Source organism: Lelliottia nimipressuralis, from assembly GCF_004402045.1.
Classification (GTDB): domain Bacteria; phylum Pseudomonadota; class Gammaproteobacteria; order Enterobacterales; family Enterobacteriaceae; genus Enterobacter; species Enterobacter chinensis.
On sequence record NZ_SOMG01000023.1, the window covers coordinates 290,370 to 305,168 of the forward strand.

Annotated in this window: 13 protein-coding genes; 10 read left to right on the plus strand and 3 right to left on the minus strand. The window is 55.6% G+C overall.

The genetic code is table 11. From position 1 onward, the window contains the following. Position 1 precedes the first annotated feature (1 nt). The 3 genes from thrB (at position 2) to E3U32_RS16285 (ending at position 2,816) form a co-directional block, all read left to right on the plus strand. Positions 2-931 carry a homoserine kinase gene (gene thrB / locus E3U32_RS16275; protein ID WP_134349606.1) on the plus strand — a complete coding sequence of 310 codons (930 nt, stop codon included), beginning with the start codon at positions 2-4 and terminating at the stop codon, positions 929-931. Positions 932-934: 3 nt separating this feature from the next. Then, the gene (gene thrC, locus E3U32_RS16280; protein ID WP_134349607.1) at positions 935-2,221 is read left to right on the plus strand and encodes a threonine synthase; all 1,287 of its coding nucleotides are present in this window, start codon (positions 935-937) and stop codon (positions 2,219-2,221) included. A 292-nt stretch (positions 2,222-2,513) separates the two neighbouring features. Next, positions 2,514-2,816 carry a DUF2502 domain-containing protein gene (locus tag E3U32_RS16285; protein WP_134349608.1) on the plus strand — a complete coding sequence of 101 codons (303 nt, stop codon included), beginning with the start codon at positions 2,514-2,516 and terminating at the stop codon, positions 2,814-2,816. Positions 2,817-2,847: 31 nt separating this feature from the next. Here E3U32_RS16285 and yaaA read toward each other — a convergent pair whose 3' ends face one another. Together yaaA and E3U32_RS16295 are read right to left on the minus strand one after the other, a co-directional pair. Continuing rightward, on the minus strand, positions 2,848-3,621 hold the full coding sequence (gene yaaA / locus E3U32_RS16290; RefSeq protein ID WP_134349609.1) for a peroxide stress protein YaaA: 774 nt from the start codon (positions 3,619-3,621) through the stop codon (positions 2,848-2,850). Positions 3,622-3,687: 66 nt separating this feature from the next. Further along, positions 3,688-5,118, minus strand: a complete 1,431-nt coding sequence (locus E3U32_RS16295; RefSeq protein ID WP_134349610.1) for an alanine/glycine:cation symporter family protein — start codon at positions 5,116-5,118, stop codon at positions 3,688-3,690. Positions 5,119-5,380: 262 nt separating this feature from the next. Here E3U32_RS16295 and tal point away from each other — a divergent pair, with 262 nt between their 5' ends. The 3 genes from tal (at position 5,381) to E3U32_RS16310 (ending at position 8,477) form a co-directional block, all read left to right on the plus strand. Then, the gene (tal, locus tag E3U32_RS16300; protein ID WP_023334458.1) at positions 5,381-6,334 is read left to right on the plus strand and encodes a transaldolase; all 954 of its coding nucleotides are present in this window, start codon (positions 5,381-5,383) and stop codon (positions 6,332-6,334) included. Positions 6,335-6,444: 110 nt separating this feature from the next. Further along, positions 6,445-7,032 carry a molybdopterin adenylyltransferase gene (gene mog / locus E3U32_RS16305; RefSeq protein ID WP_134349611.1) on the plus strand — a complete coding sequence of 196 codons (588 nt, stop codon included), beginning with the start codon at positions 6,445-6,447 and terminating at the stop codon, positions 7,030-7,032. 122 nt (positions 7,033-7,154) lie between these two features. Then, on the plus strand, positions 7,155-8,477 hold the full coding sequence (locus E3U32_RS16310; protein ID WP_134349612.1) for an MFS transporter: 1,323 nt from the start codon (positions 7,155-7,157) through the stop codon (positions 8,475-8,477). On the opposite strand, the gene satP is transcribed toward E3U32_RS16310, so the two are convergent. Continuing rightward, complete coding sequence (satP, locus tag E3U32_RS16315; RefSeq protein WP_023334461.1) at positions 8,454-9,020, minus strand: acetate uptake transporter; 567 nt, start codon at positions 9,018-9,020, stop codon at positions 8,454-8,456. The two genes, E3U32_RS16310 and satP, sit on opposite strands and share 24 nt — an antisense overlap. Before the next feature lie 296 nt (positions 9,021-9,316). On the opposite strand from satP, the gene dnaK reads away from it, so the two are divergent. The 4 genes from dnaK to nhaR all read left to right on the plus strand — a co-directional run bounded on the left by dnaK (position 9,317) and on the right by nhaR (position 14,769). After that, positions 9,317-11,230, plus strand: coding sequence for a molecular chaperone DnaK (gene dnaK, locus E3U32_RS16320; RefSeq protein ID WP_134349613.1), 1,914 nt, complete (start codon positions 9,317-9,319; stop codon positions 11,228-11,230). 87 nt (positions 11,231-11,317) lie between these two features. Continuing rightward, positions 11,318-12,463, plus strand: coding sequence for a molecular chaperone DnaJ (dnaJ, locus tag E3U32_RS16325; RefSeq protein ID WP_134349614.1), 1,146 nt, complete (start codon positions 11,318-11,320; stop codon positions 12,461-12,463). Positions 12,464-12,635: 172 nt separating this feature from the next. Then, entirely contained in the window at positions 12,636-13,811 is a 1,176-nt protein-coding gene (nhaA, locus tag E3U32_RS16330) for a Na+/H+ antiporter NhaA (protein WP_134349615.1), read from the plus strand. A gap of 58 nt (positions 13,812-13,869) precedes the next feature. Continuing rightward, positions 13,870-14,769 carry a transcriptional activator NhaR gene (nhaR, locus tag E3U32_RS16335; RefSeq protein ID WP_003856462.1) on the plus strand — a complete coding sequence of 300 codons (900 nt, stop codon included), beginning with the start codon at positions 13,870-13,872 and terminating at the stop codon, positions 14,767-14,769. Positions 14,770-14,799 lie beyond the last annotated feature (30 nt).

The window sequence follows — 14,799 nt, forward strand, 5'->3', positions numbered from 1 at the left end:
CATGGTCAAAGTTTATGCCCCGGCTTCCAGCGCCAATATGAGCGTCGGATTTGATGTGCTGGGTGCGGCGGTCACGCCGGTAGACGGTTCACTACTGGGCGATACGGTCACGGTTGAAGCGGCAGAGAGCTTCAGCCTGAATAACGTGGGGCGTTTCGCCAGCAAGCTGCCGTCTGACCCGCGCGAGAATATCGTCTATCAGTGCTGGGAACGCTTCTGTCAGGAGATCGGCAAAAACGTGCCGGTCGCCATGACGCTGGAAAAAAGTATGCCGATTGGCTCCGGGCTGGGTTCCAGCGCCTGCTCGGTGGTGGCTGCCCTGGTAGCGATGAACGAGCATTGCGGCAAGCCCCTGAACAACAACCGCCTGCTCGGCTTAATGGGCGAGCTGGAAGGCCGTATCTCCGGCAGCATTCATTATGACAACGTCGCGCCGTGCTTCCTCGGCGGCATGCAGCTGATGATCGAAGAAAATGGCATCATCAGCCAGCAGGTGCCAGGGTTTGATGAGTGGCTGTGGGTACTGGCCTATCCGGGCATTAAAGTGTCTACTGCCGAAGCGCGTGCGATCCTGCCCGCGCAGTATCGTCGTCAGGATTGTATCGCCCACGGACGCCATCTGGCGGGCTTTATCCACGCCTGCTACACCCGTCAGCCACAGCTGGCGGCGAAGCTGATGAAGGACGTCATTGCCGAGCCGTATCGCACGAAACTGCTGCCCGGCTTTAACGAGGCGCGACAGGCATCAATGGATATTGGCGCGCAGGCGTGCGGCATTTCCGGTTCCGGCCCGACGCTGTTCGCCTTATGCGATAAGCCCGACACCGCACAGCGCGTGGCGGACTGGCTCTCTAAACACTACCTGCAAAATCAGGAAGGCTTTGTTCATATTTGCCGTCTGGACACGGCTGGCGCACGAGTACTGGGATAATCAATGAAACTCTATAACCTTAAAGATCATAACGAGCAGGTCAGCTTCGCGCAGGCGGTGACTCAGGGACTGGGCAAAAATCAGGGCCTGTTCTTCCCGCATGACCTGCCGGAATTTCAGCTGACCGAGATTGATGAACTGCTGAAGCAGGACTTTGTCACCCGCAGCACCAAAATTCTGTCTGCGTTTATCGGCGATGAAATTCCGCAGGAGCTGCTGGAAGAGCGCGTGCGTGCGGCGTTTGCTTTCCCTGCACCCGTTCAGCAGGTTGAGCCTGACGTCGGCTGTCTGGAGCTATTCCACGGCCCAACCCTGGCGTTCAAAGACTTCGGTGGCCGCTTTATGGCCCAGATGCTGACCCACATCAGCGGCGACAAACCGGTGACCATCCTGACTGCGACCTCCGGCGATACCGGTGCGGCAGTGGCTCATGCCTTTTATGGGCTGAAGAATGTGCGCGTGGTGATCCTCTATCCGAAAGGTAAGATTAGTCCGCTGCAGGAAAAACTGTTCTGTACGCTCGGCGGCAATATTGAAACCGTGGCGATCGACGGTGACTTCGATGCCTGTCAGGCGCTGGTTAAACAGGCTTTCGACGACGAAGAACTGAAGGTAGCGCTGGGTCTGAACTCTGCCAACTCCATCAACATCAGCCGCCTGCTGGCGCAGATCTGCTACTACTTCGAGGCGGTGGCGCAGCTGCCGCAGGAAGCACGCAATCAGCTGGTGGTCTCCGTGCCTAGCGGTAACTTTGGTGACCTGACGGCAGGTCTGCTGGCAAAATCTCTGGGGCTGCCGGTGAAGCGCTTTATCGCTGCCACCAATGCCAACGATACCGTACCGCGCTTCCTGAAAGACGGAAAATGGGCGCCAAACGCCACGCAGGCGACGCTCTCCAACGCGATGGATGTGTCCCAGCCAAACAACTGGCCGCGCGTGGAAGAGCTGTTCCGCCGTAAGATCTGGCGTCTGGGCGACCTGGGCTACGCTGCGGTGACGGATGAAACCACCAAAGCCACCATGCGTGAGTTAAAAGCGGTGGGATACACCTCTGAACCGCACGCGGCGATTGCGTACCGCGCGCTGCGTGACCAGCTTAACCCGGGTGAATATGGCCTGTTCCTCGGCACCGCGCATCCGGCGAAGTTCAAAGAGAGCGTGGAAGCGATCCTCGGTGAAACGCTGCCGCTGCCGAAAGAGCTGGCCGAGCGTGCTGACCTGCCGTTGCTGTCTCATGAGCTGCCGGCGGATTTTGCCGCGCTGCGTAAGCTGATGATGACCCGCGCGTGATGTTTGTCGGGTGGCGGCTACGCCTTACCCGACCTACAACGGCTCAGAACGTAGGCCGGGTAAGCGCAGCGTCACCCGGCAACAGCAGCACTGTACCGAGGCCGGGCAAGGCGAAGCCGCCACCCGGCTTTTTTATGGAGAAATTAAGGAGAAAGTAAGCAGGAAAAAAGCAGAAATTCCCAATAAATGCGGTCACTTAGCGTTTAGGATTGCAGAGAATAACATCCCCGGTTCCCCTCACGTAATCTCCTTACATCGGCCCACGTTGGGCAAGAAGAATAAGGAGTCACCGATGTCTAAACTGAAATCTGCGCTCATCGCGCTTTCACTGATGCTGGTCGCTCCCATGGCGGTACAGGCATCCGAAATTACCCTCGTACCTGCGGTCAAATTGCAGATTGGCGATCGGGATAATAACGGGCACTACTGGGACGGCGGCCGCTGGCGAGATCATGACTGGTGGAAAGCGCATTATGACTGGCGCAATGACCACTGGCGTCCGCATGATGAGCATCGCGATCGGGATAACCACCACGACCGTCACGATGACCGACATGACGATCATCGTCCAGGCCCGGACTGGAAACATCATTAATGCAAAACCCCGCCAGATGGCGGGGTTTGTTTTACTGCTCGTGGCGCTTAAACACCAGCTCACCTTTCCCTGACGACGCCTCGTCAAAGAAATAGCCTTCGCTGTTGAAGGTGGTCAACTGTTCCGGCTTCGTCAGGCGGTTCTGAATGATGTAGCGGCTCATCAGACCGCGCGCTTTCTTGGCGTAGAAGCTGATCACTTTGAACTTACCGTTCTTCTCGTCGAGGAACACCGGCTTGATAATTTCCGCATCCAGTTTTTTCGGCTTCACCGACTTGTAGTATTCATCGGACGCGAGGTTAACCACCACGTTATCGCCCTGAGCGTGCAGCGCCGCATTCAGCTTGTCGGTGATGATATCGCCCCAGAAATGGTACAGATCTTTGCCTTTGGCATTTGCCAGGCGGATCCCCATCTCCAGACGATACGGCTGCATCAGGTCCAGCGGGCGCAGTACGCCGTACAGACCCGACAGCATGCGCAGATGCTGCTGGGCAAAATCGAAGTCGGCTTCGCTAAAATCTTCCGCCTGCAGGCCGGTATAGACATCGCCTTTAAAGGCCAGAATGGCCTGGCGAGCGTTAGCTGGGGTGAAATCCGGATGCCACTCGTGAAAGCGGGTTGCGTTAAGGTCTGCCAGTTTGTCGCTGATGCTCATCAGCGAGGCGATTTGCGGCGCAGAGAGTTTACGCGCTTCGCGGATCAGCTGTTGGGAGTAATCCAGCAGTTCAGGCTGGGTATAGCGTTCAGTGGCGAGCGGGCTCTGGTAGTCGAGCGTTTTTGCAGGTGAAATCAGAATCAGCATATCCAGTCCTTGCAGGAAATTTAGAGCGACTTTAGCAAAAAATCGCTCTGAATTGATCGATAGCTGTTATTGCCGCGGCAAATCATCCCACGTGCCGGGGGCCAGCTGCGCCTTAACGTCGGGATAGCGTGCGGGATCAAATACCGGCGGAATACCCAGTTTGCGCTGACGAAGGTAGTCTCTGGCAATCAGGGTAACAACCGGCGAGAGCAGTAGGATCGCAGTGAGGTTCGTGATCGCCATCAGCGCCATAATGATATCGGCCAGTTGCCAGACCAGCGGCATGCTGAGCAGGGAGCCTGCTATGACCATCAGTATGACGCCCAGGCGCAGCGCCCCGATTGCGGCGCGGGAGTCGAGCTTCAGGAAAATAAGGTTATTTTCGGCGTAGAGGTAATTCACCACAATCGAGCTGAAGGCAAATAAGATCAGGATGAGCGAGACAAATCCGGCTCCCCATCCGCCGGTCAGGCTCATCAGAGCCTGCTGGAGAAGCTGTATTCCGGCGGTTTCCGACGAATGTGGTACGGGGCCTGCCAGCAGCAAAATCATAGCGCTGGCGGAACAGATAATAATGGTATCGGTAAACACGCCAATCATCTGCACAATGCCTTGCGCGGCCGGGTGCGGCGGCCACGACGAGGCGGCGGCTGCCGCGTTGGGGGTTGACCCCATACCGGCTTCATTGGAAAACATGCCTCGCTGAAAACCCGCCATCAACGCCTGGCTGAAGGTGTAGCCCAGCGCGCCGGATGCGACCTCACGCCAGCCAAAAGCGCTTTTGACGATGGTGACTATCACGCCCGGAACCTGGTCGAAGTGCAGTGCGGTGACGAACAGGCTCGCGACAATCCAGAGCAGCGCCATAAGGGGAACCAGCCACTGCATGAGACGGGCGATGCCTTTGAGACCGGCAGAAATGGTGAGCAGAACCACGAGGGCTAAAACGGTACCGGCGATCCACTCCGGACACGCGAAGGCGTAGCGCAGGGCATTGGCGACAGAGTTCGCCTGAACGGTATTAAAAATAAGACCGTACGCGAGGAGTAAAAAAAGCGAGAACAGAACGCCCATCCAGCGCATCCCTAAGCCACGCGCCATGTACCAGGCAGGACCGCCGCGAAACTGGCCGTGCTTATCTTTCTCTTTGTAAAGCTGCGCGAGCGAACTTTCGGCAAAGGAGGTGGCCATACCGAGAAGCGCCGTCACCCACATCCAGAAAACGGCGCCGGGCCCACCGGCACTGATGGCCAGCGCAACTCCCGCCAGATTCCCACTGCCGAGGCGTGCTGCAAGGCTGGTACAGAGCGCCTGGAACGACGTTAATCCGCCCGGCTGGGGCGTAACGCTGTTTTTCAGACTTCTGCCAAACTTGCGAATATAGCGAAACTGGATAAAACCGCTGCGTAACGTAAACCAAATACCTGCTCCCAGAAGCAGGTAAATCATTATCGAACCCCACAGGACTTCGTTAATAAAGAAAAAGAAATCAGGCATTAACGTCCCTCTTGTTGATGCCAAAGTGAATATGTAAGCGCTACCACTGATTGGGCATGCTGTTGCTTAGCAGCCTGTTAATATTCCGAGTTTATCATACTCTACCTAAGCGCACTGTCTGCGGTTGCGCTACCCCTCCGTCGTGTTATCATCAGGGCAGACCGGTTACATCCCCCTAACAAGTAAACCTGTCATTTTTCCGCTGCAGGCATGCTGTCGGTAGCGTGAATTATCCAGGGCACGTTAAAAGAGAAACACTATCATGACGGATAAATTGACCTCCCTTCGTCAGTTCACCACTGTCGTAGCTGACACCGGAGATATCGCGGCAATGAAGCTGTACCAGCCGCAGGATGCCACAACTAACCCTTCTCTGATCCTTAACGCCGCACAGATCCCTGAGTATCGCAAACTGATTGACGACGCAGTGACCTGGGCGAAAGCACAGAGCAACGACCGCGCGCAGCAGGTTGTGGATGCCACTGATAAACTGGCAGTAAACATCGGTCTGGAAATCCTGAAGCTGGTTCCTGGCCGTATCTCTACCGAAGTGGATGCACGTCTGTCCTACGACACCGAAGCGTCCATCGCGAAAGCAAAACGTCTGATCAAAATGTACAACGATGCGGGCATCAGCAACGACCGTATCCTGATCAAACTGGCTTCTACCTGGCAGGGCATCCGCGCTGCAGAGCAGCTGGAAAAAGACGGCATCAACTGTAACCTGACTCTGCTGTTCTCCTTCGCGCAGGCGCGTGCATGTGCAGAAGCGGGCGTATACCTGATTTCTCCGTTCGTGGGCCGTATTCTGGACTGGTACAAAGCCAACACTGACAAGAAAGAGTACGCACCAGCGGAAGATCCAGGCGTGGTTTCCGTGACTGAAATCTACGAATACTACAAACAGCACGGCTATGAGACTGTGGTTATGGGCGCAAGCTTCCGTAACGTCGGCGAAATCATTGAGCTGGCTGGCTGTGACCGCCTGACCATCGCCCCTGCGCTGCTGAAAGAGCTGGCTGAAAGCGAAGGTACCCTGGAGCGTAAACTGTCTTACACCGGTGAAGTGAAAGCGCGCCCAGAGCGCATCACTGAATCCGAGTTCCTGTGGCAGCACAACCAGGATCCAATGGCGGTAGACAAACTGGCGGACGGTATCCGTAAGTTTGCTGTTGACCAGGGCAAACTGGAAAAAATGATCGGCGACCTGCTGTAATCATCCTGCGTGACCGGGCTCCCGGTCACGCGACTTCTTTCGTACCCTGTCTGAATCTCCTCTCTGCGTGTATCATTCCCTTTAATCAGTACTCTTTGAATGGAATGGATATGAATACCTTACGCATCGGCTTAGTGTCGATTTCAGACCGCGCCTCCAGCGGTGTTTACCAGGATAAAGGCATCCCCGCTCTGGAGGAGTGGCTTGGCAGCGCGCTGACTACCCCCTTTGAAATTCAGACCCGCCTGATCCCTGACGAACAGCCGATCATTGAGCAGACGCTCTGTGAGCTGGTGGATGAGATGAGCTGCCATCTGGTGCTGACCACCGGGGGAACGGGGCCTGCCCGCCGCGATGTGACGCCTGACGCGACGCTGGCAATCGCCGATCGCGAAATGCCGGGCTTCGGTGAACAGATGCGCCAGATCGGTCTACACTTTGTTCCGACAGCCATTCTCTCCCGCCAGGTGGGCGTCATCCGCAAACAGGCATTGATTCTGAATCTGCCGGGCCAACCGAAGTCAATCAAAGAGACGCTGGAAGGGCTGAAAGCGGAAAACGGCAGCGTCATCGTGCACGGTATTTTCGCAAGTGTACCGTATTGTATACAGCTGCTTGACGGTCCCTATGTGGAAACCGATGAGAAAGTGGTAGCAGCATTTCGTCCTAAAAGCGCGCGTCGCGACACAATCTCCTGAAAATAATCATTATGTGACATTAGCTGAAGCGGCGATGGCGTGGTAAGGGTTTTACGGTATAGTAATTTTTTCTTTACGACTACTGTAAAAATAAATCCACAACAAAAGCTAAATGGTTCGCTATGTCACATAACACCCGACCTCTGAATCGACAGGACTATAAAACCCTCACGCTCGCGGCCTTAGGCGGCGCGCTGGAGTTTTACGATTTCATCATCTTCGTCTTCTTCGCCGCCGTGGTGGGGGAGCTCTTCTTCCCGGCGGATATCCCCGAGTGGCTGCGTCAGGTACAAACCTTCGGCATTTTTGCCGCAGGGTATCTGGCGCGTCCGCTTGGCGGCATTGTCATGGCGCACTTTGGCGATCTGGTTGGCCGTAAAAAGATGTTTACCCTCAGCATCCTGCTGATGGCCGTACCCACGCTGGCCATAGGTCTGCTGCCTACCTATGCCTCTTTAGGCATTCTTGCTCCGCTGCTGCTGTTGCTGATGCGCGTGCTTCAGGGCGCGGCGATAGGCGGTGAAGTACCGGGCGCGTGGGTGTTTGTGGCGGAGCATGTTCCGGCGCGCCGCATTGGTATCGCCTGTGGAACCTTAACGGCGGGCCTGACCGTCGGGATCTTGCTGGGGTCGGTGGTCGCGACGATTGTAAACACCAGCATGACGCAGCAGGCCGTGCATGAGTGGGGCTGGCGTATTCCGTTCCTGCTGGGCGGGGCGTTTGGTCTGGTAGCGATGTATCTGCGTCGCTGGCTGCAGGAGACACCGATTTTCCTTGAGATGCAGCAGCGCAAAGCGCTGGCGCAGGAGCTACCGGTGAAAGCCGTCGTGGTGCGCCATAAAAAAGCGGTAGTGGTGTCGATGCTGCTCACCTGGCTGCTTTCGGCGGGCATTGTGGTGGTGATATTGATGTCGCCAGTCTGGCTGCAGAAACAGTACGGATTCGCCCCGGCGGTGACGCTGCAGGCAAACAGTATCGCGACCATTATGCTCTGCTTTGGCTGTCTCGCCGCCGGGCTGGCGGCAGATCGTTTCGGTGCCAGCGTAACCTTTATCGTCGGTAGCCTGTTACTGGCCGCATCAAGCTGGGCGTTTTACCATCTGGCAGGCAGCCATCCTGAACAGCTGTTCCTGCTGTACGGCGTGGTAGGGCTGTGCGTGGGCGTTGTCGGGGCGGTACCGTACGTGATGGTCCGCGCGTTCCCGCCAGAGGTACGCTTCACCGGGATCTCATTTTCCTACAACGTGTCGTATGCCATTTTTGGCGGACTGACGCCGATTGCGGTGACGGTGTTAATGGGCGTGTCTCCCATGGCTCCGGCCTGGTACGTGCTGGCGCTATCGTTGATGGGGCTGGGATTAGGGATTTGGCTGGGACAGATGCGAGGATGTCGTGCCCGCGAGGCGGACACGACAGAGGGATCAGTGTTTTTCACCAATCGGTAGAATGGTGCGGTCAAACTGCTCGTTCAGCACTTCACCCATTGCGAGGTAGATAGCGCTTGCGCCGCAGACCAGACCAATCCAGCCTGCCACATGAACGATGCCTTCGTTATCCACCAGGTGGCCAATCGCCAGCAGGGCGAACAGCACGGTCAGGCTCAGGAAGACGAACTGCAGCATGCGGTTACCTTTCAGGGTACCGAAGAACATAAACAGGGTGAAGACGCCCCACAGGCCCAGGTAAACGCCCAGGAAGTGGGCGTTTGCCGCGTCTGCCATGCCCATTTTAGGCAGCAGCAGAATAGCGACCAGGGTCAGCCAGAAAGAGCCGTAAGAGGTGAAGGCGGTTAAGCCGAAGGTATTGCCTTTCTTATATTCCAGCAGGCCCGCGAAGATTTGCGCGATACCGCCGTAAAAAATGCCCATCGCCAGGATGATGCCATCCATCGGGAACATCCCGATATTGTGCAGGTTCAGCAGGATAGTGGTCATGCCAAAACCCATCAGGCCCAGCGGAGCCGGATTAGCCAACTTAGTGTTGCCCATAAGTCCTCAAAAAAATCATCATTAATATGGTGAAATGGTTAAACCCGCGTCAGTTCTCCCTGACGGGGCGCGGCATCATAATGGGCGCAATCGATGGCGTCTATGATCTCATCAGGGTGAAATTAAAAATTTTTTTATCCTTCCCCCTTGATGGATGACGTTGCGACCCCATCTTGTAAGCAACCGCAGTGTGTGGACCTGAAAAAAATCAAATCTGGGCAGTTGAAAAAGCACGTTCTGCCCTTATTACAGGTACACAACCACATGTTGACTGAATTTTTAGTGGAGACGTTTAGATGGGTAAAATTATTGGTATCGACCTGGGTACTACCAACTCTTGTGTAGCGATTATGGATGGCACTACTGCACGCGTGCTGGAGAACGCCGAGGGCGATCGCACCACGCCTTCTATCATTGCTTATACCCAGGATGGTGAAACTCTGGTTGGTCAGCCGGCTAAACGTCAGGCAGTGACAAACCCGCAAAACACCCTGTTTGCGATTAAACGCCTGATCGGCCGCCGCTTCCAGGACGAAGAAGTTCAGCGCGACGTTTCTATCATGCCTTACAAAATCATCGCGGCAGATAACGGCGATGCATGGCTTGATGTGAAAGGCACCAAAACTGCACCACCGCAGATTTCTGCTGAAGTGCTGAAAAAAATGAAGAAAACCGCTGAAGATTACCTGGGTGAGCCGGTAACTGAAGCTGTTATCACCGTTCCTGCATACTTCAACGATGCTCAGCGTCAGGCTACTAAAGATGCTGGCCGTATCGCAGGTCTGGAAGTAAAACGTATCATCAACGAACCTACCGCGGCTGCACTGGCTTACGGTCTGGATAAAGAAGTGGGCAACCGCACTATCGCGGTTTACGACCTCGGTGGTGGTACCTTCGATATCTCAATTATCGAAATCGACGAAGTTGACGGCGAAAAAACCTTCGAAGTTCTGGCAACCAACGGTGATACCCACCTGGGTGGTGAAGACTTCGATACCCGTCTGATCAACTACCTCGTTGACGAGTTCAAGAAAGATCAGGGCATTGACCTGCGTAACGACCCGCTGGCCATGCAGCGCCTGAAAGAAGCCGCTGAGAAAGCGAAGATCGAACTGTCTTCCGCTCAGCAGACCGACGTGAACCTGCCGTACATCACTGCAGACGCGACCGGTCCTAAACACATGAACATCAAAGTGACCCGTGCGAAACTGGAAAGCCTGGTAGAAGACCTGGTAAACCGTTCTATCGAGCCGCTGAAAGTTGCCCTGCAGGACGCTGGTCTGTCCGTCTCTGACATTCAGGACGTTATCCTGGTTGGTGGTCAGACGCGTATGCCAATGGTTCAGAAGAAAGTGGCTGAGTTCTTCGGTAAAGAGCCACGTAAAGACGTTAACCCGGACGAGGCGGTTGCTATCGGTGCTGCGGTTCAGGGTGGCGTACTGACCGGTGAAGTGAAAGACGTACTGCTGCTGGACGTTACCCCGCTGTCTCTGGGTATCGAAACCATGGGCGGTGTGATGACTGCGCTCATCAACAAAAACACCACCATCCCGACGAAACACAGCCAGGTGTTCTCTACCGCTGAAGACAACCAGTCTGCGGTAACCATCCATGTGATTCAGGGTGAGCGTAAGCGTGCGGCGGATAACAAATCTCTGGGTCAGTTCAACCTGGACGGTATTAACCCGGCACCGCGCGGCATGCCGCAGATCGAAGTAACCTTCGATATCGATGCTGACGGTATCCTGCACGTGTCTGCGAAAGACAAAAACAGCGGTAAAGAGCAGAAGATCACCATCAAGGCATCTTCTGGCCTGAACGAAGCGGAAATCGAAAAAATGGTTCGCGATGCAGAAGCTAACGCTGAATCCGACCGTAAGTTCGAAGAGCTGGTTCAGACCCGTAACCAGGGTGACCATCTGCTGCACAGCACCCGTAAGCAGGTTGAAGAAGCAGGCGATAAACTGCCAGCGGAAGACAAGACTGCTATCGAAGCTGCACTGAACGCGCTGGAAACGTCTCTGAAAGGCGAAGACAAAGCGGATATCGAAGCGAAGATGCAGGAGCTGGCGCAGGCTTCCCAGAAGCTGATGGAAATCGCTCAGCAGCAGCATGCTCAACAGCAGGCGGGCGCTGACGCTTCGGCGAACAACGCGAAAGACGACGACGTTGTCGACGCTGAGTTCGAAGAAGTTAAAGATAAAAAATAATCGCCCTGATGCAGGGTAATTAATCGGCACGGGCGTAGGAGAACTCTCCACGCCCGTGCTCGCATGTTAAGGGGCTTAAAAAAACCAATGGCAAAGCAAGACTATTACGAGATTTTAGGCGTTCCGAAAACTGCGGAAGAGCGTGAAATCAAAAAGGCGTATAAGCGCCTGGCCATGAAATTCCACCCGGACCGTAACCAGGGTGACAAAGAGGCTGAAGCCAAATTTAAAGAGATCAAAGAAGCCTACGAAGTCCTGACCGATGCACAAAAACGTGCAGCCTATGACCAGTACGGTCACGCAGCCTTTGAACAGGGCGGCATGGGCGGCGGTGGATTCGGCGGCGGCGGCTTTGGCGGCGGCGCTGACTTTAGCGATATCTTCGGCGATGTGTTTGGCGATATCTTCGGCGGTGGCCGTGGTCGTCAACGCGCAGCGCGCGGCGCGGACCTGCGCTATAACATGGAGCTTTCGCTGGAAGAGGCCGTTCGCGGTGTCACCAAAGAGATCCGCATTCCGACGCTGGAAGAGTGTGACGTTTGCCACGGCAGCGGCGCGAAAGCGGGCACCCAGCCGCAGACCTGTCCAACCTGTCACGGTTCTGGTCAGGTACAGATGCGCCAGGGCTTCTTCGCGGTACAGCAGGCCTGTCCTCACTGTCACGGTCGCGGTACGCTGATTAAAGATCCGTGCACCAAATGCCACGGCCACGGTCGCGTTGAGAAAACCAAGACCCTGTCCGTTAAAATCCCGGCTGGCGTGGATACGGGCGACCGCATCCGTCTGGCTGGCGAAGGCGAGGCCGGCGAACACGGCGCACCAGCTGGCGATCTGTACGTTCAGGTGCAGGTGAAACAGCATGCTATCTTCGAGCGCGAAGGGAACAACCTGTACTGTGAAGTGCCGATCAACTTCGCGATGGCGGCACTCGGTGGCGAAATCGAAGTCCCGACGCTGGATGGTCGCGTAAATCTGAAGGTACCAGGCGAAACTCAGACCGGCAAACTGTTCCGCATGCGCGGGAAAGGCGTTAAATCCGTTCGCGGTGGTGCGCAGGGTGACCTGCTGTGCCGCGTCGTCGTGGAAACGCCGGTTGGCCTGAACGACAAGCAGAAACAGCTTTTGAAAGAGTTGCAGGAGAGCTTTGGCGGCCCGACGGGTGAGAAAAACAGCCCGCGCTCCAAAAGCTTCTTCGATGGCGTCAAAAAATTCTTCGATGATTTGACCCGTTAATCTGTTAGCAGGTTTCCATTCGCAAAAGCCCGGAAGTGATTCCGGGCTTTTTCTATTTGTGGGTATTGCTCGGTAAAACTGAATCTATACTCAATATTAATCTGTTTTTGCCGAGTTATATGGCTTGGTATTATGGTTTTATCGAGGTATTGTTGTTACAGAGAGAATTAAAGTGAAATTACTACACCGTTTTTTTAGCAGTGAAGCATCCGGTGGCGTGATCCTGATTATTGCCGCTGCGGCCGCGATGGTGCTGGCAAACGTCGGTTTTACCCGCGATCTGTATCATGCTTTTCTGGAAACGCCCGTCGAGCTGAAGGTTGGGGCGCTGGAAATCAATAAGAACATGCTGCTGTGGATCAACGATGCGCTCATGGCAGTGTTCTTCCTGCTGGTCGGGCTTGAGGTTAAGCGTGAGCTGGTACTGGGCTCGCTTGCCAGCCGCCAGCGAGCTGCGTTTCCGGTGATTGCCGCGCTCGGTGGGATGGTCGTTCCGGCGCTGCTCTTCCTGGCATTCACCTGGCAGGATCCGATTGCTCGTCACGGTTGGGCAATCCCGGCTGCGACGGATATCGCTTTTGCGCTCGGGGTGCTGGCATTGCTGGGAAGCCGCGTGCCGGTTGCCCTGAAAATCTTCCTGATGGCGCTGGCGATCATCGATGACCTGGGCGCCATTGTGATTATCGCGCTGTTCTACACCAGCGACCTGTCGATCCTGTCTCTGAGCGTGGCCGCAGGCGCGATTGCGGTACTGGCGCTGCTGAACATCTTTAATGTTCGCCGCATCGGTATCTACATCCTCGTGGGGATGGTGTTGTGGACCGCGGTGCTGAAATCGGGCGTGCATGCCACGCTGGCAGGTGTGATTGTGGGCTTCTTCGTGCCGCTTAAGCCGCAGGAGGGCAAGTCGCCTGCCAAACAGCTGGAACATGTGCTGCACCCGTGGGTCGCCTTTATGATCCTGCCGCTGTTTGCGTTTGCCAACGCGGGCGTTTCCCTCGGCGGCGTGACGCTGGACGGGCTGACGTCCGTGCTGCCGCTGGGCATTATTGCCGGACTGTTTATCGGCAAGCCGCTGGGCATTAGCCTCTTCTGCTGGCTGGCAACGAAGCTGAAGCTGGCGTCATTGCCGCATGGCACCACGTTTACGCAGATTATGGCCGTCGGCGTGCTGTGTGGAATCGGGTTTACGATGTCGATCTTTATCTCGACGCTGGCGTTTGGTGCGCATGCGCCTGAGCTTATCGTCTGGGCTAAACTCGGTATTCTCATCGGGTCATTACTGGCCGCGGTGATCGGTTATACCTTGTTGAAGGTGAAATTGTCCGGACAGGCCGTCCAGGCATAACGGAACACAGGGAGGAGGCGAGCCTTCTCCCGATACATACTCAGGGAGAGAAGACGCGATGTCTCATTTGAATTACAACCATCTTTACTACTTCTGGCACGTCTACAAACAGGGCTCGGTGGTCGGGGCGGCAGAGGCGCTTTACCTGACGCCGCAAACCATTACCGGGCAAATCAAGGCGCTGGAAGAACGTCTACAGGGCAAGCTGTTCAAGCGTAAGGGGCGTGGGATTGAACCCAGTGAACTGGGTGAGCTGGTTTTTCGCTATGCGGATAAGATGTTCACCCTGAGCCAGGAGATGCTGGATATCGTCAACTACCGCAAAGAGTCGAACCTGCTCTTTGATGTCGGCGTGGCGGATGCGCTGTCCAAACGGCTGGTGAGCGGCGTGCTGGATGCGGCCGTGGTCGAAGATGAGCAAATCCACCTGCGGTGCTTTGAATCCACCCACGAGATGCTGCTGGAACAGCTGAGCCAGCACAAGCTGGACATGATTATCTCGGATTGTCCGATCGACTCCACGCAGCAGGAAGGCCTGTTCTCGGTGAAAATTGGTGAATGCGGCGTAAGCTTCTGGTGTATTAACCCGCCGCCGGAAAAACCGTTCCCCGCGTGCCTTGAAGAGCGTCGCCTGCTGGTGCCGGGAAGGCGTTCCATGCTGGGACGCAAGCTGTTGAACTGGTTTAACTCACAGGGGCTAAACGTTGAGATCCTCGGTGAGTTCGACGACGCGGCGCTGATGAAAGCCTTTGGCGAAGCGCACAATGCGATCTTCGTTGCGCCGACGCTGTACGCGCACGATCTCTATTCGGACGACAAGATTACGGAGATAGGCAGAGTGGATAATGTGATGGAGGAGTATCACGCCATATTTGCCGAAAGGATGATTCAACACCCGGCGGTGCAGCGAATCTGTAACCGTGACTACTCGGCGCTGTTTACTCCACCGGCAATCTGAAGGCATAAAAAAACCCGCGTTAAGCGGGTT